The 22,777-nt window shown below is 66.9% G+C and carries 25 protein-coding genes, 1 other RNA gene and 1 riboswitch; of the genes, 13 read left to right on the forward strand and 13 right to left on the reverse strand.

Features of this window, described 5'->3' with window-relative positions:
- Positions 1–10 precede the first annotated feature (10 nt).
- The 3 genes from QCE83_RS02810 to QCE83_RS02820 all read left to right on the forward strand — a co-directional run bounded on the left by QCE83_RS02810 (position 11) and on the right by QCE83_RS02820 (position 2,436).
- Complete coding sequence (locus QCE83_RS02810; protein ID WP_309807499.1) at positions 11–1,540, forward strand: leucyl aminopeptidase; 1,530 nt, start codon at positions 11–13, stop codon at positions 1,538–1,540.
- 18 nt (positions 1,541–1,558) lie between these two features.
- Positions 1,559–1,984: a DNA polymerase III subunit chi gene (locus QCE83_RS02815; protein ID WP_309807500.1), complete on the forward strand. Its 426-nt coding sequence runs from the start codon at positions 1,559–1,561 to the stop codon at positions 1,982–1,984.
- A 113-nt stretch (positions 1,985–2,097) separates the two neighbouring features.
- Positions 2,098–2,436: a DUF2486 family protein gene (locus QCE83_RS02820; RefSeq protein WP_309807501.1), complete on the forward strand. Its 339-nt coding sequence runs from the start codon at positions 2,098–2,100 to the stop codon at positions 2,434–2,436.
- A 16-nt stretch (positions 2,437–2,452) separates the two neighbouring features.
- On the opposite strand, the gene QCE83_RS02825 is transcribed toward QCE83_RS02820, so the two are convergent.
- Together QCE83_RS02825 and ilvD are read right to left on the reverse strand one after the other, a co-directional pair.
- The gene (locus QCE83_RS02825; RefSeq protein WP_309807503.1) at positions 2,453–2,785 is read right to left on the reverse strand and encodes a c-type cytochrome; all 333 of its coding nucleotides are present in this window, start codon (positions 2,783–2,785) and stop codon (positions 2,453–2,455) included.
- Positions 2,786–2,929: 144 nt separating this feature from the next.
- Positions 2,930–4,603, reverse strand: coding sequence for a dihydroxy-acid dehydratase (gene ilvD / locus QCE83_RS02830; protein WP_309807504.1), 1,674 nt, complete (start codon positions 4,601–4,603; stop codon positions 2,930–2,932).
- Between the two features lie 108 nt (positions 4,604–4,711).
- Between ilvD and QCE83_RS02835 the strand changes: the two genes are divergently transcribed.
- Entirely contained in the window at positions 4,712–5,671 is a 960-nt protein-coding gene (locus QCE83_RS02835) for a LysR family transcriptional regulator (protein WP_309807505.1), read from the forward strand.
- Positions 5,672–5,728: 57 nt separating this feature from the next.
- The gene (gene lgt, locus QCE83_RS02840) at positions 5,729–6,631 is read left to right on the forward strand and encodes a prolipoprotein diacylglyceryl transferase (RefSeq protein ID WP_309807506.1); all 903 of its coding nucleotides are present in this window, start codon (positions 5,729–5,731) and stop codon (positions 6,629–6,631) included.
- A 32-nt stretch (positions 6,632–6,663) separates the two neighbouring features.
- Here lgt and QCE83_RS02845 read toward each other — a convergent pair whose 3' ends face one another.
- The 5 genes from QCE83_RS02845 to QCE83_RS02865 form a co-directional block, all read right to left on the reverse strand.
- Positions 6,664–7,392 carry an SIMPL domain-containing protein gene (locus QCE83_RS02845; RefSeq protein WP_309807507.1) on the reverse strand — a complete coding sequence of 243 codons (729 nt, stop codon included), beginning with the start codon at positions 7,390–7,392 and terminating at the stop codon, positions 6,664–6,666.
- An 89-nt stretch (positions 7,393–7,481) separates the two neighbouring features.
- Positions 7,482–7,940, reverse strand: coding sequence for an EVE domain-containing protein (locus QCE83_RS02850; RefSeq protein WP_309807508.1), 459 nt, complete (start codon positions 7,938–7,940; stop codon positions 7,482–7,484).
- 95 nt (positions 7,941–8,035) lie between these two features.
- Positions 8,036–8,217, reverse strand: a non-coding RNA gene (gene ssrS, locus QCE83_RS02855) — 6S RNA.
- A gap of 139 nt (positions 8,218–8,356) precedes the next feature.
- Positions 8,357–8,671 carry a cell division protein ZapA gene (locus QCE83_RS02860; RefSeq protein WP_035508245.1) on the reverse strand — a complete coding sequence of 105 codons (315 nt, stop codon included), beginning with the start codon at positions 8,669–8,671 and terminating at the stop codon, positions 8,357–8,359.
- A complete protein-coding gene (locus QCE83_RS02865; RefSeq protein WP_309807510.1) occupies positions 8,668–9,054 on the reverse strand; it encodes an ATPase in 387 nt (128 codons plus the stop codon). The genes QCE83_RS02860 and QCE83_RS02865 overlap by 4 nt, the downstream gene beginning before the upstream one ends.
- Positions 9,055–9,338: 284 nt before the next feature.
- Positions 9,339–9,673: riboswitch (cobalamin riboswitch) on the forward strand.
- Between the two features lie 110 nt (positions 9,674–9,783).
- Here QCE83_RS02865 and QCE83_RS02870 point away from each other — a divergent pair.
- Genes QCE83_RS02870 through QCE83_RS02895 form a run of 6 tightly spaced genes read left to right on the forward strand, consistent with a single transcriptional unit; the run spans position 9,784 to position 15,899 of the window.
- Entirely contained in the window at positions 9,784–11,670 is a 1,887-nt protein-coding gene (locus QCE83_RS02870) for a TonB-dependent receptor domain-containing protein (RefSeq protein ID WP_309807511.1), read from the forward strand.
- A gap of 26 nt (positions 11,671–11,696) precedes the next feature.
- A complete protein-coding gene (locus QCE83_RS02875; RefSeq protein WP_309811411.1) occupies positions 11,697–12,707 on the forward strand; it encodes an iron ABC transporter permease in 1,011 nt (336 codons plus the stop codon).
- Positions 12,704–13,498, forward strand: a complete 795-nt coding sequence (locus QCE83_RS02880; RefSeq protein WP_309807512.1) for an ABC transporter ATP-binding protein — start codon at positions 12,704–12,706, stop codon at positions 13,496–13,498. The genes QCE83_RS02875 and QCE83_RS02880 overlap by 4 nt, the downstream gene beginning before the upstream one ends.
- Before the next feature lie 10 nt (positions 13,499–13,508).
- Complete coding sequence (cobT, locus tag QCE83_RS02885; RefSeq protein ID WP_309807513.1) at positions 13,509–14,576, forward strand: nicotinate-nucleotide--dimethylbenzimidazole phosphoribosyltransferase; 1,068 nt, start codon at positions 13,509–13,511, stop codon at positions 14,574–14,576.
- Between the two features lies 1 nt (position 14,577).
- A complete protein-coding gene (locus QCE83_RS02890) occupies positions 14,578–15,339 on the forward strand; it encodes an adenosylcobinamide-GDP ribazoletransferase (protein ID WP_309807514.1) in 762 nt (253 codons plus the stop codon).
- The gene (locus tag QCE83_RS02895) at positions 15,324–15,899 is read left to right on the forward strand and encodes a histidine phosphatase family protein (RefSeq protein ID WP_309807515.1); all 576 of its coding nucleotides are present in this window, start codon (positions 15,324–15,326) and stop codon (positions 15,897–15,899) included. The genes QCE83_RS02890 and QCE83_RS02895 overlap by 16 nt, the downstream gene beginning before the upstream one ends.
- Here the strand turns inward: QCE83_RS02895 and QCE83_RS02900 are convergent, their stop codons facing one another.
- The 4 genes from QCE83_RS02900 to cobU are packed head-to-tail and all read right to left on the reverse strand — an operon-like array spanning position 15,900 to position 19,338.
- Positions 15,900–16,796, reverse strand: a complete 897-nt coding sequence (locus QCE83_RS02900) for a cobalamin-binding protein (RefSeq protein ID WP_309807517.1) — start codon at positions 16,794–16,796, stop codon at positions 15,900–15,902. It abuts the gene before it with no gap.
- A complete protein-coding gene (gene cobD / locus QCE83_RS02905; protein ID WP_309807519.1) occupies positions 16,793–17,824 on the reverse strand; it encodes a threonine-phosphate decarboxylase CobD in 1,032 nt (343 codons plus the stop codon). The genes QCE83_RS02900 and cobD overlap by 4 nt, the downstream gene beginning before the upstream one ends.
- 1 nt (position 17,825) lies before the next feature.
- Positions 17,826–18,767, reverse strand: a complete 942-nt coding sequence (gene cbiB, locus QCE83_RS02910; protein ID WP_309807520.1) for an adenosylcobinamide-phosphate synthase CbiB — start codon at positions 18,765–18,767, stop codon at positions 17,826–17,828.
- A 16-nt stretch (positions 18,768–18,783) separates the two neighbouring features.
- The gene (gene cobU, locus QCE83_RS02915; protein ID WP_309807521.1) at positions 18,784–19,338 is read right to left on the reverse strand and encodes a bifunctional adenosylcobinamide kinase/adenosylcobinamide-phosphate guanylyltransferase; all 555 of its coding nucleotides are present in this window, start codon (positions 19,336–19,338) and stop codon (positions 18,784–18,786) included.
- Between the two features lie 58 nt (positions 19,339–19,396).
- On the opposite strand from cobU, the gene QCE83_RS02920 reads away from it, so the two are divergent.
- On the forward strand, positions 19,397–20,893 hold the full coding sequence (locus QCE83_RS02920) for a cobyric acid synthase (protein ID WP_309807523.1): 1,497 nt from the start codon (positions 19,397–19,399) through the stop codon (positions 20,891–20,893).
- Here the strand turns inward: QCE83_RS02920 and QCE83_RS02925 are convergent.
- The gene (locus QCE83_RS02925; RefSeq protein WP_309807524.1) at positions 20,887–21,306 is read right to left on the reverse strand and encodes a PaaI family thioesterase; all 420 of its coding nucleotides are present in this window, start codon (positions 21,304–21,306) and stop codon (positions 20,887–20,889) included. The genes QCE83_RS02920 and QCE83_RS02925 overlap by 7 nt on opposite strands.
- A gap of 246 nt (positions 21,307–21,552) precedes the next feature.
- Between QCE83_RS02925 and QCE83_RS02930 the strand changes: the two genes are divergently transcribed.
- Positions 21,553–22,179 (forward strand): ParA family protein, encoded by a 627-nt coding sequence (locus tag QCE83_RS02930; protein ID WP_309807526.1) that lies wholly within the window; start codon positions 21,553–21,555, stop codon positions 22,177–22,179.
- Positions 22,180–22,361: 182 nt separating this feature from the next.
- Here QCE83_RS02930 and panD read toward each other — a convergent pair whose 3' ends face one another.
- Positions 22,362–22,748, reverse strand: coding sequence for an aspartate 1-decarboxylase (panD, locus tag QCE83_RS02935; protein WP_309807527.1), 387 nt, complete (start codon positions 22,746–22,748; stop codon positions 22,362–22,364).
- Between the last annotated feature and the right edge of the window lie 29 nt (positions 22,749–22,777).

A 22,777-nucleotide genomic window follows, 5' to 3' on the forward strand; every position in this document is an offset into this window, starting at 1 on the left:
GATAAGCGCGATGGACTTTAGCATAAAAGCCTGTGATTGGAGCGAAGGCGAGGCAAATGGTTTCCTTACCGGAAAGTCGGATGTCATCGTCCTCGGCATCTTCGAAGCGCAGTCGCTCACGGGCGCCGCGCGCGACATGGATGTCGCGACCAAGGGCCTGATTTCGCGCATCGTCAAGGCCGGCGACATGAGCGGCCGCGCCGGCACCACGCTGCTCGTGCCCGAAGTGACGGGCATCGGCGCCTCGCGCGTCTTGCTCGTCGGCCTCGGCAAGCAGGACGCCTTCACGCAGAAAGCCTATGGCGAAGCCGTGCGCGCCGCCTGGCGCGTGCTGCTCGGCGCGAAGATCGGCCAGGCCACCTTCACGCTCGCGCAATTGCCGATCCAGGAACGCAGCGGCGACTGGGCCGTGCGTGCCGCCATCCTCGCGCTGCGCGAACTGACCTACAAGTTCACGCAGATGAAGAGCAAGCCGGACACCACGCCGCGCGCGCTCAAGAAGGTCGTGTTCAGCGTCTCCAGCGCCGACGAGAAGGCTGCGAAGGCCGCGTTGAAGCAGGGCGTGGCCATCGCCAACGGCATGGATCTCACGCGCGATCTCGGCAACCTGCCGCCTAACGTCTGCACGCCCACCTATCTCGGCCAGACCGCGAAGAAGCTCGGCCGCGACTGGAAGCTCAAGGTCGAGGTGCTCGGCCAGAAGCAGATCGAGGCGCTCGGCATGGGCTCGTTCCTCTCGGTGGCGAAGGGCTCGGTCGAGCCGCCGCAGTTCATCGTCATGCATTACCAAGGCGCGGGCGACACCGCCAAGGCGAAGGGCAAGAACGCGCCCATCGTGCTGGTCGGCAAGGGCATCACGTTCGATTCGGGCGGCATCTCGATCAAGCCCGGCGAAGCCATGGACGAAATGAAATATGACATGTGCGGCGCGGGTTCGGTGTTCGGCACGCTGCGCGCGGTGGCCGAGATGGGCCTCAAGCTCAATGTGATCGGCGTGGTGCCGACCTGCGAGAACATGCCCGCGGGCAATGCGCTCAAGCCGGGCGACATCGTCACCGCGATGAACGGCACGACCATCGAAGTGCTCAACACCGACGCCGAAGGCCGCCTGATCCTGTGCGACGCGCTCACCTACGCGGAACGCTTCAAGCCGTCCGCCGTGATCGATATCGCGACGCTGACGGGCGCGTGCATCATCGCACTCGGGCATCACAACACGGGCCTGTTCGCGAAGGACGACGCGCTCGCCGGCGAACTGCTCGACGCGTCGCGCGAGGCGGTCGATCCGGCCTGGCGCCTGCCGCTCGACGACGAGTACCAGGATCAGCTGAAGTCCAACTTCGCGGATCTGGCGAACATCGGCGGACGTCCGGCGGGCAGCGTGACGGCGGCATGCTTCCTGTCGCGCTTCGCGTCGAACTATCCGTGGGCGCACCTCGATATCGCCGGCACCGCATGGAAGAGCGGCGCCGCGAAGGGCGCGACGGGCCGGCCAGTGCCGTTGCTCGCGCAGTTCCTGATCGACCGCGCCGGCGCGTGATGCGGGCATGACGCACGTATGACGCGCATCGACTTCCATACGAACGTCGGCGATCCGCTCGCGTATGCCTGCCGCCTCGCGCGCAAGGCGTACCTGAGCGGCAAGCCGCTCGTGGTGCTCGCCGAGCCCGCGCGGCTCGCCGCCTTCGACGAGCAGTTGTGGACCTTCCAGCCGCTCGAATTCGTGCCGCACTGCATGGCGAAGAGTCCGCTCGCGCAGGACACGCCGGTCGTGCTGACCTCGAGTCTCGACGAAGCGCCGCATCATCAGGTGCTGGTGAATCTCGGCGCGCCGATGTCGGCGCAGTTCGCGCGCTTCGAGCGGCTGGTGGAGATCGTCGGCAGCGAAGGCGGGGAACTGGCGGCGGGGCGTGAGCGTTATCGCTTCTATCGCGATCGGGGCTATGCCATCGAAACGCACAATCAACGCAATCAGGGCGGTTGAGCGAACAGAGCGTCGGCGCGGGGCTGATTAAGCTCTGCCCGGTACACCACGCCTTGCATACAGACGCGGCCGTGCCCGCCGCGTTCGCAACGCTCAAGAGGAGACCCCTTTCCATGACGGACAAGCCGCAATCCTTCGATCCCTCCATTCCCGTCCTCACCGACGTCGTCGTGCCCGGCAGGCCGGAGTACGCGCGCGCGCCGTCGGCCAATCTCGCGATCGAATACGACGCGGAGCAGATCGCCGGGCAATTGCGCGGGCGCTTCACGAACTTCCTGACGGGCGATGCCCGCGCGCTGATCGAAGAGCGCTGCCGCGAAGTGCTGCGCGAGCATTCGGCCCAGCTCGTCTCGGCCATCACGCGCGAAGTGGCGACGGCGCTCGAGAGCCACATGAGCGAATGGGTGCGCGAGGCGGTGGAAATCGAGTTGCGCCGTCAGCACGGCGAGTGAAGAGCGCACGCGCCGGTCAGCGCAGCGAGAGGATCCAGTCGGCGAGCGCCGCGGCCTGATCCGGTGAAATCTGCGTGTTGGCGGGCATCGGCACCGGGCCCCACACGCCTACGCCGCCTTCCATGATGCGGCGCGCAAGCATGCCGCGCGCGCCTTCGACTTGCGCATACTTGTGCGCCACGCTGTCGAACGATGGCCCCATGAAGTTGCGCGAGACCGAATGGCAGCTCATGCAATTGTGGCTTTGCGCGAACGCGAGCATCGAGGCGCTGTCGTTCTGCGCGCAGGCCGCGCCGCACACGCTCCACCACACCAGTCCCGCAACGACGTCCCTGAGCTGTGCTTTCATGTGGTCTCCCCCGATGCACGCGCACGCTTCACGTTGTCGCGCATTATAGGAGACATGGCGTGCGGCACGCGGAATGCAGAAGGGGCGCCGCTGCGCCCCTTGTGCATGTTGTGCATGATCCATCCGGGCGTTTCGGCGCGCGTATCAGCCCGTCACTGCGCCCTTGTTGGCCGGCTGCGCCAGCGCCGCGAACTTCGCCAGCACACCGCGCGTGTACTTCGGCGCCGGCTGCTTCCAGGCGGCGCGGCGGCGCGCGAGTTCGGCATCATCGACGTTCAGTTGCAGCAGCAGCTGGTGCGCGTCGATGGTGATCGAATCGCCTTCCTGCACCAGCGCGATGGTCCCGCCGGCATACGCTTCCGGCGCCACATGCCCGACCACCATGCCCCACGTGCCGCCGGAGAAACGCCCGTCGGTGATGAAGCCCACTGACTCGCCCAGTCCCTTGCCGATGATCGCCGAGGTCGGCGCGAGCATCTCCGGCATGCCCGGTCCGCCCACCGGCCCGAGATAGCGCAGCACGAGGATATCGCCGGCCGTGATCCTGTCGGCGAGGATCGCGTCCATGGCGCTCTGCTCGTCGTCGAACACGCGCGCGGGACCGGTGATAACCGGATTCTTCAGGCCCGTGATCTTCGCGACCGCGCCGTCTTCCGCGAGATTGCCGCGCAGGATCGCGAGGTGGCCTTGCTTGTAGAGCGCCTGCGCGATCGGGAAAATGACCTTCTGGTCGGCGCGCGGCTTGGCCGGCACGTCTTTCAGCTCTTCGGCGATCGTGCGGCCCGTGATCGTCATGCAGTCGCCGTGCAGGAGACCGGCATCGAGCAGGATCTTCAACACTTGCGGAATGCCGCCGGCCTTGTGGAGATCGGTCGCGACATACTGGCCCGACGGCTTCAGGTCGCAGATGACCGGCACTTTCTTGCGCATGCGCTCAAAGTCGTCGATGCTCCATTCCACTTCCGCCGCATGCGCAATCGCCAGATAGTGCAGCACGGCATTGGTGGAACCGCCGGTCGCCATGATGAGCGCGACGGCGTTCTCGATCGACTGCTTCGTGATGATGTCGCGCGGCTTCAGATCCTTCTTCACGGCCTCGACGAGTACGCGCGCGGATTCAGCGGCGGAGTCGACCTTTTCCTGATCGGGATTCGCCATCGTCGATGAATACATCAGCGACATGCCGAGCGCCTCGAACGACGAGCTCATCGTGTTGGCCGTGTACATGCCGCCGCACGAGCCCGTGGACGGGCACGCATTCTTCTCGACGCCCTTGAAGTCTTCCTCGGTCATGCGGCCCGCGGTGAATTCGCCGACCGCCTCGAACGACGACACGATGGTCAGGTCGCGGCCTTTCCAGTTGCCCGGGCGGATGGTGCCGCCGTACACGTAGATGGACGGCACGTTCATGCGCGCCATGCCGATCATGCCGCCCGGCATGTTCTTGTCGCACCCGCCGATCACTACGACGCCGTCCATCCACTGCCCCTGCACGGCGGTCTCGACGCAGTCGGCGATCACCTCGCGCGACACCAGCGAGTACTTCATGCCTTCGGTGCCCATCGACATGCCGTCCGAAATGGTCGGTGTGCCGAAAATCTGCGGATTGGCGTCGGCGTGGCGGATCGCCTCGATGGCCGCGTCGGCCAGCGGTTGCAGGCCGGCATTGCACGGCGTGATGGTGGAATGCCCGTTGGCGACGCCGATCATCGGCTTGTCGAAGTCGGCTTCCTGATAGCCGAGGGCGTAATACATCGAACGGTTGGGCGAGCGCGCGACGCCCTGTGTGATGTTCTTCGAGCGACGATTGAAGGCCATGATGTGCTCCTGAGGGGGACTTTTTGGTCTAGTCCGGCAAGCATGCGACTCGCGCGATGTGTCTGTCCAATATATTATTTACGGCTAATAAGGTCGTAAAACATATCAATGGATCCGCGCACCCCGTCTTTCGATCTGCGCCTCTTGCGCTACTTCGTCACGGTCGCCGAAGAGATGCACTTCGGCCGCGCCGCCGCGCGTCTGGCCATGACCCAGCCGCCGCTTTCGCAGGCGATCCGCGGGCTGGAAGAAGCGCTTGGCGTCGCCTTGTTCGTGCGGACCAAACGGAGCGTGGAGCTGACGCCGGTCGGCAAGGATCTGCTGCCCGAGGTGCGGCGCCTGCTCGCGTCCGCGGATGCGCTGCGTCCGCTGGCGCAGTCGCTGGCGCGCGGCGAGGCGGGCGTGCTGTCGCTCGCGTTCGTCTCCACGGCCGACTACGGGCTGCTGCCTGCGCTGCTGCACGCGTTCGGCGCGCGCCATCCGGGCGTCCGGCTGCAACTGACCGAAGCCACCAGCGACGTGCAGATCGAGGAACTGGTCGCCGGCCGCATCGACGCCGGGCTCGTCATTCCGCCGCTGCCGGCGCGCCATGCGGGCGCGCTGTCGTATCTGCCGGTGGCGCGCGAGCCGCTCGTCGTCGCGATGCCCGCCGCTACCGCGCGCGAACTCGGGCAGGGCGAGCTGGAGTGGGCGGACACGCGCGTCGAACTGGGCGCGCTGGCCGCCGCGCCGCTCATCGTCTTTCCGCGGCGGCTCGCGCCCGGCCTGTACGACAGCATCATGGGCTGCTACGGCGCGGCCGGCCTGACGCCGCGCATCGGTCAGGAGGCCATCCAGATGCAGACCATCGTGAGCCTGGTCTCGGCGGGCATGGGGGTCGCGCTGGTGCCGCGTTCGCTGCGGCATCTGCGGCGCACGGGCGTCGTGTACCGGCCGTTGCACGCGCCGGAGGACCCGGCGATGCTCGTCGAAACCGGGCTCGTGTGGCGCGCGGCGGAAGTGAGCCCGGTGCTGGCCGGCTTCATCGACATCGTCCGTTCGCGGGCGCAGGGCGCCGGTTCTGTATGATGCGGCCTTGAGGTTCGCTCGAGGCCCCTCGAAGTCCGTCAGCTCTTCGACATCAGCATGCTCATACATCCCAATTTCGATCCCGTCGCCATCCATCTCGGACCGCTCGCCGTACGCTGGTACGGCCTCATGTATCTCGTGGCCTTCGTGTCGGCCATTGTCATCGGGCGGCTGCGGCTGCGCCTGCCCTATGTGTCGCGCCAGGGCTGGACCGCGAAAGACATCGACGACATGCTGTTCTACGGCGTGCTCGGCACGATTCTCGGCGGCCGCATCGGCTATGTGATCTTCTACAAGGCGAGTTACTACGCCGCGCATCCGCTCGACGTCTTCAAGGTGTGGGAAGGCGGCATGTCGTTCCATGGCGGCTTTCTCGGCGTGACGCTGGCCATGGTGCTGTTCGCGTACCAGCGCAAGCGCACCTGGCTGCAAGTGACCGATTTCGTCGCGCCGATGGTACCGCTCGGACTTGCGGCAGGACGTCTCGGCAACTTCATCAACGGTGAACTGTGGGGCCGCGTGACGGACCCGAACGCGCCGTGGGCGATGCTGTTCCAGAACTCGACCAACGACGACGCCGTGTGGCTCTCGAAGAATCCGCAACTGGACGCGCAATACCATCTCACCGAGATTTTCCAGCGCTACCACATGCTGCCGCGCCATCCGTCGCAGCTGTACGAGATCGCGCTGGAAGGGCTGGTGCTGTTCATCCTGATCTGGACGTTCTCGCGCAAGCAGCGGCCGGTCGGCGCCGTCTCCGCGCTGTTTCTGATCGGCTATGGACTGGCGCGCTTCACAGTGGAATTCGCGCGCGAGCCGGACGACTATCTCGGCTTGCTCGCGTTCAATCTCTCGATGGGCCAGTGGCTCTCGCTGCCGATGATCATCGCCGGCGTGCTGATGATGGTGTGGGCGTACAAGCGCAATCTGCGCCTGCCGCCTGAATCCGCGCAGGCCTGACTGATGCGGGGCGCGAGCGCCCCGCGTACCGCTTACCGCCCCATCTGCACGGAGCCGTTCACATCGACGGTCACGGTCGTCGTGCCGGCTTCCATCGCGATGGGCGCGGCCATCTTCGCATCGGCGCTCATCGCGCGTGACTGCATCATCATGACCGGGCGCGGCTGAACGCCGCTGTGTCCGATGTTCACTTCCCTGATCGAGAAATTGCTGTAGCCGAACGACTGCGCGGCGGTCTGCGCCTGCTTGCGGAACGAGTCGATGGCCTGCGTCACGAGTTTCTGCTCGGCCGCGCGCTGTGCTTCCGGCGACAGCGAGAAGGCCACGCTGCCCACCTGCATCGACGCGCTCATCTTGCCCGCGAGCTTCGAGGCCGCCGCGAAATCGTGCGATTCGAGCACGACTTCCGTGCGGCCGCGCCAGGCGGAGATCTTGCCATCGCGATCGGTGGACGGATACACGGTGAACGAGCCGCTCCTGGCCGTCACGCCGTCGACGCCCCGTGCCTCGCGCAAGGCCGACTCGGCGCGTTGATTGAGCGTGTTGGTGAGGGAGGAGGGATCGGCCGCTTCCTGTTCGTAGAACAGCGTGATGGTCACGACATCCTGCGCCACCTGCGCGCTCGATTGCGCCGACAGCGACAGCACGCCCGCGGGCTGCTGATTGATCACCGTCTGCGCGGCGGCGGATTGAGAGAAGGTGAACGCGGCGCCGGACATCGCGAGCAGGGCGAGGGCGGCGGCAGTTTTCTTGTAGGTCATCGAAGGCTCCAGACGCAAAGGCAATCACGTGTTGCGTCGCATGATGTGCGACGGCCTTTAGGCGGCGGCCGTGTGTCGTAAGTTCCTTGTTAGACGAGACGCTCGGTAATGAAGCGCCATTGCGCATCGGTGACGGGCGTGATCGAAAGACGATTGCCGCGTGCGAGCACCTGCATGTCCGCGAGTTCAGCATGCTCGCGCAACGTGGCGAGCGAAATCAGCGGCGTCTTCTTGACGAACTTCACGTCGACCAACATCCAGCGCGGCGTTTCCTGCGTGGACTTCGGATCGTAGTAGTGGCTCTTGGAATCGAACTGCGTGGGATCCGGATAGGCCGTGGAGCAGACCTTCGCGATACCCGCGATGCCCGGCTCCGGACAGCTCGAATGATAGAACAGCACGCCGTCGCCGACCTGCATCTGGTCGCGCATGAAGTTGCGCGCCTGATAGTTGCGCACGCCCGTCCACGGCAGGGTTTTCTTCGGCGCGTGCGCCAGGTGATCGATGCTCGCTTCGTCCGGTTCGGACTTCATCAGCCAGTAGCGCATGATTGTTCGTTATGCGTGATCGACGATGGGAAGGGGGATGCAAAAGCACTGCCGCAAATGAAAACGGCATCGGAAAAACCGATGCCGTTTGAGATGAGGTCCCCGCCATAGCCGCTAGGCCGGCATCCTGAACCTGGGTTCAAGATTGGTCGCGGTAAGCAACACTTCGGGTACATCGGACTAGCGACGCGCGCGCCCATGTTGCAAGGTTCCGCAACCGTGCCAATGTAGCATTGGTTCAAGGAATATATGACCTTGGCGTACCAGGCAGGGAAACGTCACTCTACACCAATCGTTTGCCTTCTGCAGCCCCGCTGCGGTTTCTTTTTTCGATCGACGTGGCGCGCTGATTGTGCCTTGGTTGTGCCTTCACTGAGCCTTCGCAGCCGCGCTCCGACGCACCGCATCAACGCGCTTTATTGCACTTCGTATTGTGCAATGACGGCGCCGAGCTGCTCGTTCATCGAGTGCATCGTGCGACGGATTTCCTCGGCCGGGAAGGCTTCGCCGTGACGCACGCTGTCCTGCAGCTTGAGCAATTCCGACGCCAGCGACAATGCCGCCATCACCGCGATGCGATCCGTGCCGCGCACGTTGCTGGCATTGCGCACCTTGTTCATCTCGGCATCGACGCGCGCGACGGCTTCGCGCAACGCGCCTTCCGTTTCAGGCGAGCAGGCGAGGCGATAGGGCTGCCCCAGAATGGAGACTTCGATTTGCGTGGTCGTCATGCCTTCTCTCCTTGATGATGCTCGCCGTGCAATTCCGCTTCGGACGCATGGGCATGTTCATGCGCGTCCGGCGAATCGGCTTCGAGGAGATCGAGTTGATTGTCGGCTTCGCCGTGCTGTGCGGACTTCGCGCGCGGCAGCTTTTCGAGGATCGCGTTGAGGCGGACTTGCGCGTCGTCGATCTTGGCGGAGAGGGAATCGCGTTCGGATTGCAGCGTGTCGCGTTCTTCGCGGACTTGCGCGAGGTCGGCCTGGAGATTGGCGTACTCGGTGCGCAGTTGTTCGAGTTGTTCTTGCAGCGCGGCACGCGCCTGATTGTGGCGCTCGCTGATCTGGATCAGCCGGCCGATGTTTCCTGACAGTGATTCGAGTTCGTTGAGCATGTGCTGCGTCCTCTAAAGACCTCGCATTTTAGCGCGGTTCAACGGAGCTACCGATAATTGTCTCGTTTCGAGACGTAACAGCACGCGATCGTGCGCGCAAACCCCGGGTTCTCGCGCATCTCGCGATGCATTCGTGTGCAGAAAACACGAGCGTTGATTTGCTCGTGAATACAGTCAGGCTGATTCTCGCTCGCTGAGTTCGTTTGTTCTTTGCATCTTCACGCGCCGCCTGCTGTCCTTCGCGCCAGGGTTCGCCGTTTCTTGACGGTCCCGACCCGCGCTCCTACACTTGCTGCACTTCTGGTGCTCGCATGCGCGGCTCTCGCGCATGCAGTCAAACGGGAAACAGGGAGCGAAGTCCTCGAAGCAGCCGAACATGTGAACGGCGGCCAAACAAGACGGAGCCAACCTGTGCTGCCCCCGCAACGGTAAGCGACCGCAACGCAAGTTGCAAGTCGTCTCATACGCGTTTTTGCAGTGCGGGCGCATGGATTCATCCATACGCCGGGCCGCTCGTCGGCCTCTGCAAGAAACGTGTCGACGCCACTGCGCATGATGCGCGGGAAGGCGGGACGATGCGTCGCCAGCCCGGATACCGGCCAGAGTGCCACGCGCCTGCCGCCGGTCATCGCACGATCACTGCATGATCCCGAACGGCAGGGCGCGTTCGTCGCGCATCGAACCTCGCGGGGAGCGGGGCCGCGCTCATCCTCCACGGGAACACTCGTCATGCAATCGCCATGGGCCTCCGTCCGGGACGGCCTTTCCAGTCGCGGCCTCGCCGCTGCCACCTTTCTCCTGCCGCTCGCCGGCGTCGCGCAAGCCGCGACGACCACCGCCACGGATGACGCTTCGCAAACGCTTGCGCCTGTCGTCATCACTGCAACGCGTGCAGCGCAGCCGCTCGCCGATTCCATTCCGCAGACCTCGCTGTTCGATGCACAGGACATTGCCGACAGCAACGCCGACGACGCACTCGGCCTCATCGCGCTCGCGCCCGGCGTACAGATCACGCGCAACGGCGGACCGGGCGCGAACTCGGGACTCTTCATTCGCGGCGCGTCGTCGTCGCAGTCGCTCGTGCTGATCGATGGCGTCCGGGTCGAATCGGCATCGCTCGGCGCGGCGCAGCTGTCGCAAGTGATGCTCGATCAAATCGGCCGCGTCGAGGTGGTGAATGGCAATGTTTCGGCGCTGTATGGTTCCAGCGCGATCGGCGGGGTCGTGCAGATCTTCACGAAGGAGGGCGAGCCGCATCCGCCGCGCTTCAGCTTCGAGACCGAGCTCGGCAGCTATCACACGCAGCGCCAGTCCGCCGGCGTGAACGGCGCGCTGGACCAGGACGGGCGCACCACCTTCAGCCTGAACGTGTCGCGCGAAAAGACCGACGGCTTCTCGTCGATCGATCCGAATCTCGCGCCCGGCGCGAATCCCAACGCGAACGGCTATCTGAACGAGAGCGTCGCTGCGACCTTGCGCCACAGGTTCAACGACCAATGGGATGCGGGCGTGCGCTTTCTGCAGTCGAACGGCATCAGCAGCTTCGACGATGCCTATGGCCAGCCGACCGATCTCAACGAATCGCATAACCGCGTGCGTTCGGCGTCGGTGTTCGCCAATGGCAAACTCACCGGCAACTGGACCACGCACTTCACGATCGCGCAGGGCCAGGACCGCGCGAACATCGAGCAGAACGGCGTCTATACGAGCCGCTTCAATTCCGAGAACCGTCAGTACACGTGGCAAAACGACATCCGCATCAGCGACGCGCACACGTTCCTCTTCGGCTACGAGCACCTCGACCAGACGCTCGATTCCGATCAGTTCAGCGCGCCCGACCGGCACGTGAACTCGGTGTTCGCGGGCTATGTCGGCCATCTGGGCGCGAGCGAATTCCAGGCGAACCTGCGTCACGACCAGTATTCCGATTTCGGCGGCGCGAACAGCTACTATCTCGGCTACGCGTACAACATCGACGCGCACTGGAAGGCGAGCGCGAGCTATGCCGCCTCGTTCCGCGCGCCGAGCTTCGACGATCTCTACTATCCGTTCAGCGGCAATCCGTCGATTCAGCCGGAGCGCAGCCATTCGGTCGAAGCGGCGTTGCAGTATGCGTCGAGCGGACTCGGCGTGCTGCGCGTCACGCTGTTCCAGACGCGCTACTCGAACCTGATCGACTACGTGTCCGACGGCGGCTTCTACTACACCGCGCAGAATGTCGGGCGGGCGAAGGTGCAGGGCATCGAGGGATCGTGGGCGGGGCATGTCGGCAGAACGGATGTGCGCGCGGGCGTCACGTTCCAGAATCCCGTCGATGAAACGAATCACCAGGACCTGACGCGGCGCGCGCGGCATTTCGCGACGCTGAGCGCGCATCGCACGATCGGGCGCTGGCGCGTGGGCGGCGAGTGGCTCGTGAGCGGCCAGCGCAGCGATTACGATTCGACGCTGGCGGGCTACGGCATCGTGAACCTGTCGGCGCGCTATGACATCTCGAAGTCGTGGTATGTCACGGCGCGCGTCGACAATCTCTTCGACAAGGACTATGAGCTTGCGTATGCCTACAACACCCCGCGACGCGGCGCTTATCTCACGCTGGGCTGGCATCCGTCGTGAGCCGCGCGCCTGAGCGGTTGCGCGGCATGAACGGCGCGCGCGCCGCCGCGATCTGGGCCTGTCTTGCCGCCGCGGCGTGCGCGGTGCTGATCGCCTCGCTCGCGCTGGGCAGCGTCGCGCTGCCGCCGTCGCGCGCGTTCGCCGCGCTGCTTCATGCGCTCTCTCATGCGGGGTCCGCCACGCCTGACATCGCCGACGACATCGTGCTCACGCTGCGCCTGCCGCGCGCCCTCGCGGGCTTTGCGTCGGGCGCGCTGCTCGCGCTGGCCGGGGCGCTGTTGCAGGTGCTGCTGCGCAACCCGCTGGCGGAACCCTACGTGCTCGGCGTCTCGGGCGGCGCGGCCAGCTTCGCGCTGGCGGCGATGCTGGCCGCGCTGCCGTGGTGGGGCGTCGATCTCGCCGCCTGCGCGGGCGCATTCGCATCGATCGTCCTGGTGCTCGGACTGGCGCGCCGTGATCTGTGGCGCGGCACGCAGGACGCATCGCCGCGGCTCTTGCTGACGGGCGTCGTGATCGCATCGGGCTGGGGCGCGCTCATCACGCTGATGTTGAGCATCGCGCCCGACAACCGCCTGCGCGGCATGATCTTCTGGCTGACCGGCGATCTCGACGGCGCCGCCACGCCGTGGCCCGCGCTGCTGGCGCTGGTGCTCGCGCTGTTGTTGATCCTCCCCGTCGCGCCGCAGTTGAACGTGCTGCTGCGCGGCGACAGCGCCGCGCAGGCGCTCGGCGTGCCGGTGGCGCGTCTGCGGCTGCGTGTCTACGTGGTCGCATCGCTGGCGGCTGCGGCAGCGGTGACCACGGCGGGCACGCTCGGCTTCGTCGGACTGGTCGTGCCGCATCTGCTGCGGCTCGCGTTCGGCAATGATCAGCGCATGCTGATGCCCGCTGCCGCGCTGGCGGGCGGTCTCGCGGTGATGGCCGCCGACCTCGCCGCGCGCACCGTGATCGCGCCCGCGCAGTTGCCGGTGGGCGTGGTGACGGCGCTGGCCGGCGTGCCGATGTTCCTCTGGATGCTGCTGCGGAGGCCGCGATGAACCTGCATCTCGACGCCATCGTGCTGCGGGCCGGCAAGCGCACGCTGATCGACAGCCTGACGCAGACCTTCGCGCCGGGCGAGATGTGGTGCATCGCGGGCCCGAACGGCGCGGGCAAGACGACGCTCATCCATGTGCTGGCCGGGTTGAGCGCACCGGATGCGGGCCGCGTCTTGCTCGATGGCCGCGCGCTTGCGTCGTGGCGCGCTGCGCAGCTTGCACGCGTGCGCGCGTTGATGCCGCAGGCGATCCACGACGCCTTCAGCGCCAGCGTGCTGGACACCGTGCTGCTCAACCGCTTTCCGTATCTGACCGGCTGGGGCTGGGAAAGCGCCGACGATCGCGCCGCCGCGCACGCGGCGCTCGACGCGCTCGGCCTTGCGCCGTTCGCGACGCGCGACGTGCTCACGCTGTCCGGCGGCGAACGGCAGCGGGTCGCGCTCGCGGCGGTGCTGTGCCAGAACGCGCCGCTGCTGCTGCTCGACGAACCCCTGGCGCATCTGGACCTGCATCATCAGATCGCGTGCCTGCATGCGTTACGCGCGGCGACGGGCGCGACTGCTCATCCAGCGGGCTTCGCCCGCACCGTCGTGTTCTCGTGCCATGACCTGAATCTCGCGCGCCGCTTCGCGACGCATGCCTTGCTGCTCGATGGCCACGGCCACGCCTGTGCGGGCCCGGTCGCCGAGGTGCTGACGCCCGAACGCGCCAGCGCGGCGTTCGGCTATCCGCTCGCGCTGCTGCGCGACGGCGATCACGAGGCGCTCGTGCCTTCCATCCCACGTTTCTGAAGGAATATCGATGTCCACGCTCAACGACATCCCGCTCCCGCCCGCACTCGACCGTTCGCTCGAAGCCGAACTGCGCCGCGTCATCGACATGAAGACCAAGCCGCGCGGCAGCCTCGGGCGGCTCGAAGCGCTCGCGCTGCAAGCGGGACTGATCCAGCGCACGACGAAGCCGCGCATCGTGCGTCCGGCGATGATCGTGTTCGCCGCCGATCACGGTATCGCCGCGGAAGGCGTGAGTTCGTATCCGCAGGAAGTGACCGCGCAGATGGTCGCGAATTTCCTGGCGGGCGGCGCGGCGATTAACGCGCTGTCGCGCTCAGTGGGGATGACGCTGGAGATCGTCGATGCGGGCGTCGCGACGCCGATTCCGGCTGTGCAGGCAGGTCCGGACGTGGGCTATGAACGCGAGTCGCTCGGCCCCGGCACGCGCAACTTCGCGCGCGAGCCCGCGATGTCGCGCGCGACCGCGCTGGACGCCATCGCGCGCGGCGCGGCGTGCGTGCGCCGCCATGCGGCGCTGGGCACGAACGTGATCGGCTTTGGGGAAATGGGGATCGCGAACACGTCGGCGGCGGCGTGCCTGATGAGCCGCCTGTGCGGCGTGCCGATCGACGACTGTGTCGGCCGCGGCACGGGTCTCGACGACCGCGGTCTCGCGCACAAGCGCGAGGTGCTGGGCCGCGCGCTGGCGCTGCATGCCGACACCGGCGATGCCGTCGATACCCTCGCGACCTTCGGCGGCTTCGAGATCGCGATGATGACGGGCGCGTGTCTCGAGGCCGCGCGTGCGGGCATGACGATCCTCGTCGATGGCTTCATCGCGACGTCGGCGCTGCTGGTCGCCGCGACGCTCGCGCCGGCGGTGCTCGACTACTGCGTGTTCGCGCATGCATCGGACGAGACCGGTCATCGGCGCATGCTCGCGCATCTTGGCGCGGCGCCGCTGCTGCAACTCGACCTGCGTCTGGGCGAAGGCACCGGCGCCGCGCTCGCGCTGCCGGTGTTGCGCGCGGCTGTCGCCTTCCTCGATGAGATGGCGAGCTTCGAGTCGGCGGGCGTGTCGGATCAGGCCGGCTGAGATGCAGCGCCCGCTCGACGAACTGCGCTACTTCTTCACCGCGCTCGGCTATTTCACGCGCGTGCCGGTGCCGCGCTGGGTCGGATTCGAGCGCGACTATCTGAACGCGGCGGCGCGCTATTTTCCGCTGGTGGGCGTGCTGGTCGGCGCGCTTGCGGCGCTGGTCTGGCTGGCTGCGTGGCGGGTGTTTCCGGCGGGCGTCGCCGTGCTGCTTTCGATGGCCGCGACGCTCCTGCTGACCGGCGCATTCCACGAAGATGGCCTCGCCGATTGCGTCGATGCCTTCGGCGGAGCGTACACGAAGGACGATGCGCTGCGCATCATGCACGATTCGCGCATCGGCGCGTTTGGGGCGATAGCGCTCGTGATCGCGCTGGCGCTCAAGTGGCAGGCGCTGGCTGCGTTGCCGCCGTATCGCGTCGCATGGACGATGATCGGCGCGCACGCCGCGAGCCGCGCCTTTGCGATCAGCTATCTCGTCACGCTCGACTACGTGCGCGCCGAAGGCAAGGCCCGGCCGGTCGCGCAGCGCATGAGTCGGGCATCGTTCGGATGGGCGCTGCTGTTCGGCGTGCCCTGGCTCTTCGCGCTGGACTGGAAGCTGGCCGGGGTGACGATTGCCGTGCTGTGCGTGCTGCGCTGGATGATCGGCCGATACTTCGTGCGGCGCATCGGCGGCTATACGGGCGACTGCCTCGGCTTCGCGCAGCAAGTGTTCGAAATCACGATCTATCTCGTCGAGCTCGCATGGATCTCGTTCTGATCCGCCATCCGGAAGCGGCCATCGAGGCCGGTGTCTGCTATGGGCAGACGGACGTGCCCTTGCTGCGTGACGTCGCTGAGTCGGCGCTCGAGTTGTCGGCGCGCATGCAGGCGCTGAAGGTGCCCGGCTGCGTCGCGGGCTGGCACGCCAGTCCGTTGCTTCGCTGCGCATCGCTCGCCCGTGCGCTGTCGCCGAATGCCCCGCTTCATCTCGACCCGCGCCTCGCCGAGATGAACTTCGGCGCGTGGGAAGGGCGCACGTGGGACGGCATCGAGCGCGCGCTCATCGATGCCTGGGCGGCCGACATCGAGCATGCGCGTCCGCATGGCGGCGAGAATCTGGTGCAGTTCGCGCGCCGCGTGATCGCGTGGTTCGACGACACCTGCTCCGGCGAGCAGACCGTGCACGTCGTCGCGCATGCGGGCGTGATGCGGCTGCTGGCGGCGCACGTGCTGGGCATCGCGAATGAGCACGCGCTGCAATGGCCGCTCGATTTCAACGGCATCGCATGGTTCAGGCGCGTGCGCGGACAGTGGCTGCTGGTGCGCTGGAACGCGTGATTATCGTGCTCGGCGTGCGCGGGCGTCGTCGAGATCACGGCACAGTTGCGCCGCGCCCAGCGCGAGACGGGGTGTCGGCCGGTTGATGAGATCGCCGTCGATGCCGAACAGATTGCCGCGCGCCACGGCAGTCAGCGCGGTCCAGCGCCGCCAGCGATCGAATGCCGGCAAGGGCCGGTCCGGCGGCGTCGCGCCGGGCGTCGCGGTGACGATGGCTTCGGGATTTGCCGCGAGCACGGCTTCCGCCGAGACCGTCGGCACGCGCAGCGGCTCGGCCGCGAACACATTCACGCCCCCGCACAGCGTGATCACTTCATCGAACACATTGTCGCGATTGAGCGTCATCAGCGGCTCGTCCCAGACCTGATAGAACACGCTCACGGGCGGCCGCCGGGCATAGCGTTCACGCAACTGGGCGATGTCGTCGGTGAAGGCATCGGCGGCGGCGCGCGCGGTGGCCTGCGTGCCGAGCAGCGCGCCGAGCTTCGTGAGGCTCTTCGCGATATCGGCGAGATGCTTCGGCTCGTTAAAATAGATCGGCACGCCGAGCGCTTTCAGCCGGTCGAGCTGACGCGCCGCATTGCCATGCCGCCAGACCACGATCAGGTCCGGATGCAGCGCGACGATGCGCTCCAGATCGAGCGCCTTGTTGTCGCCGACGCGGGGAATGGCCTGCGCTTCCTTCGGATAGTCGCTATAGCTCACCGCGCCGACCACGCGCGCGCCGCCGCCTGCCGCGAACAGCAGTTCGGTGACGTGCGGCGCGAGGCTGACGACCCGCCGCGCCGGCTGCGCGAGCTTGACGGCGGCGCCGCTGTCGTCGGTGACGGTGATGGCGGCGTGCAGATTCACGCAGACCGCCATCAGCAGGCTCGCAAGCAGAGCGCGCGCGATCATCCGCGAATCTCCGCCAGCGCGCGCGCCAGACGCACCCAGTCGCCCTCGGCGCCCGGCAGGCCGACGCGCAGGCTCGGCGTCATGCCGGGCAGGTCGAAGAGACGCGTCCAGATGCCGCGCCGCGCGAGTTCGTGCTGGAGCGCGGCCGCGTCCGGTACGGGCATCCATGCAAACAGCGGCGTGCCGCGCGCGTCGAGGCCGTGATTCGCGAGCAGGGCGGCGAGACGCGCGCCATCGCGATGCAGGCGCGCGCGTGTGTCGCGTTGCCAGGCGCGGTCGGCGAACGCGGCTTCGACCGCATGCCGCGCCGGTCCGCTCACGGTCCAGGCGCCGAGCATCGCGCGCAGTGGGTCGACGACGGCTGGCGAGGCCAGCACGAACCCCGCGCGGATACCTGCAAGCCCGAAGAACTTGCCCACCGAGCGCAGCACGACGAGACCTTCGCGTGCGGTTTCGCCCGCGAGCGATGCAGAGGGATCGACATCGGCAAACGCTTCGTCGACGAACAGCGTGCCGCCGCGCGAAGCCAGCCGTTCATGCCAGCGCAGCAGCGTGTCGCGCGGGAGGGATTCGGCGGTCGGGTTGTTCGGATTGGCGACGATGACGTGATCGAGTGCATCCGGCAAAGCCTGCGTGTGAATGTCGAGCGTCACGACCGTGTGGCCGGCGCGGCGGAATGCCGGCGCGTACTCGCCGTAAGTCAGCGGCGCGACGCCCACCATGCCCGGCCGCAACAGCGCCGGCAGCGCGCGGATCGCGGCCTGCGAACCCGCGACCGGCAGCGCGCACGGAGCGCCGTAGTAGAGCGCTGCGGTGTCGCCGAGACCGTCGTCGTCTTCGGGCAGACGGCGCCAGGCATCGGGCGGCACCGGCGGCACCGGATAGCCGTGCGGATTGATGCCGGTCGAGAGATCGAGCCAGTCTTCGAAGGGAATGTCGTAGCGGCGCGCGGCTTCGCGCAGGTTGCCGCCGTGGCGCACCGGGGCGTCGGCGTCGTCAGCGTCTTCAGGTTGCCTGGTGTGAGTCATGTCAGCCGCCCGTCGTCACGCTCGCGACGGCGAGCACCAGCAGCACCGCGAGCCACATCAAGGTCGCGCGCTCAACCAGCCGCAATGCCGCGACCACATGCTTCGGATTCGCGCTGTGCCCCGCGCCGAGCGTCGGCCGCGCCTCCAGCTTGCCGTGATACACCGCCGCGCCGCCGATCAGCACGTTCAGGCTGCCCGCGCCCGCGGCCATCACCGGGCCGGCGTTCGGGCTGTCCCAGGAACGCGCCTGGGTGCGCCAGCAGTGCCAGGCCATGTGCGTGTCGCCGGCGAGCGCGTAGCTCGCGGCCGTCAGGCGCGCGGGAATGAAGTTGAGCACGTCGTCGAAGCGTGCCGCCGCCCAGCCGAAGCGCAGGAAGCGCGGCGTGCGATAGCCCCACATCGCGTCGAGCGTGTTGGCGAGCCGGAACATCAGCGCGCCTGGTCCGCCCGCGACGGCGAACCAGAACAGCGCGCCGAAGATCGCATCGTTGCCGTTTTCCAGCGCCGATTCGACCGCCGCGCGCGAGAGGGCGTTTTCATCGGCCTGCGAGGTATCGCGCGACACGATGCGCGCCGTCAGCGCGCGGGCGCGGTCGAGGTCGCCGAAACTCAGCGCGCGTGCAATCGGCGCGATGTGCTGGCGCAGACTCTTTGCGCCGAGCGCGAACCAGAGCAGCAGCACGTGCACGAGACTCGCATAGGCGAACGGCAGCACGCTGACCAGCAGCCATGCCACGGCAACCGGCGGCGCCACCAGCGCGAACCACGCGAGCATGCCCGCGGGCCGGGCGCGGAAACCGGTGTTCATGCGCGCTTCGAGCTTCGTCGCGAGCTGGCCGAAGCCGACCAGCGGATGCCGCGCGCGCGGTTCGCCGAACAACCGGTCGACGATCACGCCAAGCACCGCGAGCAAGGCCATGGCGTAGACGGAGAGCAGCAGCATCGTAGCGATTCCTCCGTCAGCCCTTGAGCACGAGCGGCAGGCCCGCGGCCATCAGCACGGCGCGCGTGCTGGCGGCGGCGACGCGCTGGTTCAGCCGGCCGAGCTCGTCCACGTAGAGACGCGTGACCGAGCCGAGCGGCACGACGCCCAGCCCGATCTCGTTGCTGACGACGATGACCTTGCCGCGCACGTCGGCCAATGCGGCGTCGAAGTCGGCGAGGGCGGTTTGGGCACGCTCGGGAAATACGGCGATGTCGTCGCCGTCGCCGTCGTTATCGGACGAAAACACCAGGTTGGTGAGCCACAACGTGAGGCAATCGATCAGCACGCAGCCATCCTCGCGATCCGCCGCGCGCAGCGCGCCCGCCAGATCGAGCGGCGCTTCGACCAGCAGCCAGTGCGCCGGCCTGCGTTCGCGATGCAGCTGCACGCGTTGCTCGAATTCGGCGTCGCCGATGCGCGCGGTCGCGATATAGGTGACCGGCAGTCCGCTGCCGTCGGCGAGGCGTTCGGCGTGTGCGCTCTTGCCGGAGCGCGCGCCGCCGAGGATGAAAGTGAGATCCGGGGTCATCGCGACATTGTACTGACGGGCTAAGATAGCGCGTCGTTCATCACAGGATTGGCCTCGTATGTCTTTCACGCCCCGCGGCACGCTGATGATCCAGGGCACCACCTCCGATGCCGGCAAGAGCACGCTCGTCGCGGGCCTGTGCCGTCTCGCGCGGCGCGGCGGCGTGCGGGTCGCGCCGTTCAAGCCGCAGAACATGGCGCTGAACAGCGCGGTCACGGTGGACGGCGGCGAGATCGGCCGCGCACAGGCGTTGCAGGCGGTCGCGGCGGGCGTGCCGGCGCGCATCGACTTCAATCCGGTGCTGCTCAAGCCGACCAGCGACCGGGGCGCGCAGGTCATCATCCACGGTCACGCGCATGCCAATCTCGACGCGCGCGCCTATCACGACTTCAAGCGCATCGCGCTGGACGCGGTGCTCGCTTCCCACGCGCGCCTGTGCAACGAGTTCGACGCGGTGATCGTCGAAGGCGCGGGCAGCCCGGCGGAAATCAATCTGCGCGACAACGACATCGCCAACATGGGCTTCGCGGAGCGGGTCGACTGTCCGGTCGTGCTGGTGGCCGACATCGATCGCGGTGGCGTGTTCGCGCATCTCGTCGGCACGCTCGCGTGTCTTTCGGAGAGCGAAAGCGCGCGCGTGCGCGGCTTCGTCATCAACCGGTTTCGCGGCGATATCGGCTTGCTGCAGCCGGGCCTCGACTGGCTCGAAGCGCAGACGGGCAAGCCGGTGTTCGGCGTGCTGCCGTATCTGCACGGCCTCACGCTCGACGCCGAAGACATGCTGCCGAGCCAGCCGCACGCGCGCGGCAGTGCGCCGGCGCTGAAGGTGATCGTGCCGGCGCTGCCGCGCATCAGCAATCACACGGACTTCGATGCGCTGCGGGCGCATCCGCAGGTCGATTTCACCTACATTCGCGCGGGCGTCGCGCCGCCGCCGGCCGATCTCATCGTGTTGCCCGGCTCGAAGAGCGTGCAGCGCGATCTCGCCTGGCTGCGCGAACATGGCTGGGACCGCGCGATCGAGCGGCATCTGCGCTATGGCGGCAAGGTGCTCGGCATCTGCGGCGGGATGCAGATGCTCGGACGGGAAATCGACGATCCGGGTGGCGTGGAAGGCGTCGCCGGCTGTGTGAACGGGCTCGGCTTGCTCGAACTCGCGACCGTGCTGACGCCGCACAAGCAACTGGAGAACGTGACCGGGCAGTTGACGGTCGGCGCGGCGGATGCGCCCGTGCGCGGCTACGAGATCCACATGGGCCGCACGCACGGCGCGGCGCTGGCCCGGCCGCTGGTCGCGCTCGATGGCGGGCGCAGCGACGGCGCCGTGTCCGCCGATGGCCAGATCGCCGCGACCTATCTGCACGGCGTGTTCGATACCCCCGAAGCCTGCGCGGCCCTGCTCGCGTGGGCGGGCGTGCAGGACGCGCAGGCGCTCGACTATCCGGCGCTGCGCGAGGCGTCGCTGGACCGTCTGGCCGATTCGTTCGCCCAGGCGCTCGACCTGGACGCGCTACAGGCGGCGTTCGGGCCGCCGCATCGGCCTCGGCATCAGTAGAGAATCATCTGCGTGCAACGGAACAGGGCGATGAGCTTGCCGTCGCCGTTCGTCACCGTCGCGTCCCAGACCTGCGTGCTGCGTCCGAGGTGCACCGCCGTGGCGGCCGCGACGATCTTGCCTTCGCGCGCCGTCGAGACGTGATTGCTCTTCAGTTCGAGCGTGGTGAAGTTCTGCGCGTTCTCGGGCAAATGCGCGATGCACGCGTAACCGCAGCAGGTGTCCGCGAGGCCGACCACGGTCGCGGCGTGCAGAAAGCCGTTGGGCGCGAGCAGTTCCGGGCGGATCGCGAGTTCGCCGCTCAGCCGGCCCTGATCGAGGGACAGCAGTTGCACGCCCAGCAGATCGGGCAGGCGGCCTTTCTGACGATTGCGCAGGAAGTCGAGCGTCACATCGGGGCGGAGCGAAGTCATGGGCGTGGGCGGTTCCGGTGAGGGTGATGGGAAGGTCGGAAGCGGGACGACAAACGGGACGACAAACGGGACGACAAGCGGCAGTCACCGTCCCGGCCGTTCGGACGACATGCCGGATGTCGCGCTTTTGCCGATAATATCAACGCTCGAAACAGGCATCCGCCAGGAATTTCATTCAATAAAGACGAAAACGCGTGTCGTCCGGCCTCGTCCGGGCGGCGCGCCGAACTTTCTCCGGGACCTTTCATGACCGTGATCGTGGTGGCAAATCCGAAGGGCGGCGTAGGCAAGAGCACGCTCGCGACCAATCTGGCAGGCTATTTTGCGGCGCAGGGCGAATGGGTCGCCCTCGCCGATCTCGACAAGCAGCGTTCCTCCCACGCGTGGCTTTCGCTACGCCCGGACACCTTGCCGAAGATCGAGGAATGGGGCGTCGATGTCGATTCCCCGGCGAAGCCGCCCAAAGGTCTGGAAAAAGCCGTCGTCGATACCCCCGCCGGCGTGCACGGCAACCGCCTCGCGCTGGCGCTGGAACTGGCGGACAAGGTGATCGTGCCGCTTCAGCCGTCGATGTTCGACATCCTCGCCACGCAGGACTTCCTCACTCGTCTGGCGAAGGAAAAGGCGGTGCGCAAGGGCGCGATCGAGATCGGCGTGGTGGGCATGCGGGTCGATGCGCGCACGCGCTCGGCGGACCAGTTGCATCGTTTCGTCGAGGGGTTGGAGCTGCCGGTGCTCGCCTTCCTGCGCGACACGCAGAACTACGTGCAGCTCGCGGCGCACGGCTTGACGGTGTGGGACGTGGCGAAGAGTCGGGTCGAGAAGGATCTGGAGCAGTGGGCGCCGATCGTGGAGTGGGCAGGGAAGAAGTGAGTGGGTGAGGCTGATTAGCGGGCGGAGGTTTTTCGGGCCACTCGTCCGGGTAGGCAACGGCCGATACGATTGAATCGGCCCGTTTGCCCGGATTTAGCCGCATAACAGCTAAATCCGTTTTATCTGCTATACGGCTATTTCGACGTCGCGCCCCGCCCACAAGGCGCGGCGACGCGCTTCCCTCACGTCCAGCTCTGCACCGGCACGTGATCCCGGCTGCCCTTGATCTGGTTCTTCTCGTCGACGAACACGAGATCCGGCTTCCAGCCGGCCTTGATCTCTTCCTCGTCCACCTGCGCGAATGCCGCGATGATCACCAGATCGCCCAGTTGCGCCCGCCGCGCGGCCGAGCCGTTCAGCGAGATCATGCCGCTGCCGCGTTCGCCCTTGATCGCATACGTGGTCAGGCGCTCGCCGTTGTTCACGTTCCAGATGTCGATCTGCTCGTTCTCCATCAGGTTGGCGGCGTCGAGCAGGTCTTCGTCGATCGCGCACGAACCCTCGTAGTGAAGCTCGCAGTGCGTGACCGTCGCGCGGTGGATTTTCGATTTCAGCAAGGTGCGCTGCATGGTCCTTCTTTCCTCTTCCTTCAGATGCT

Source organism: Caballeronia sp. LZ034LL, from assembly GCF_031451215.1.
Taxonomy (GTDB): domain Bacteria; phylum Pseudomonadota; class Gammaproteobacteria; order Burkholderiales; family Burkholderiaceae; genus Caballeronia.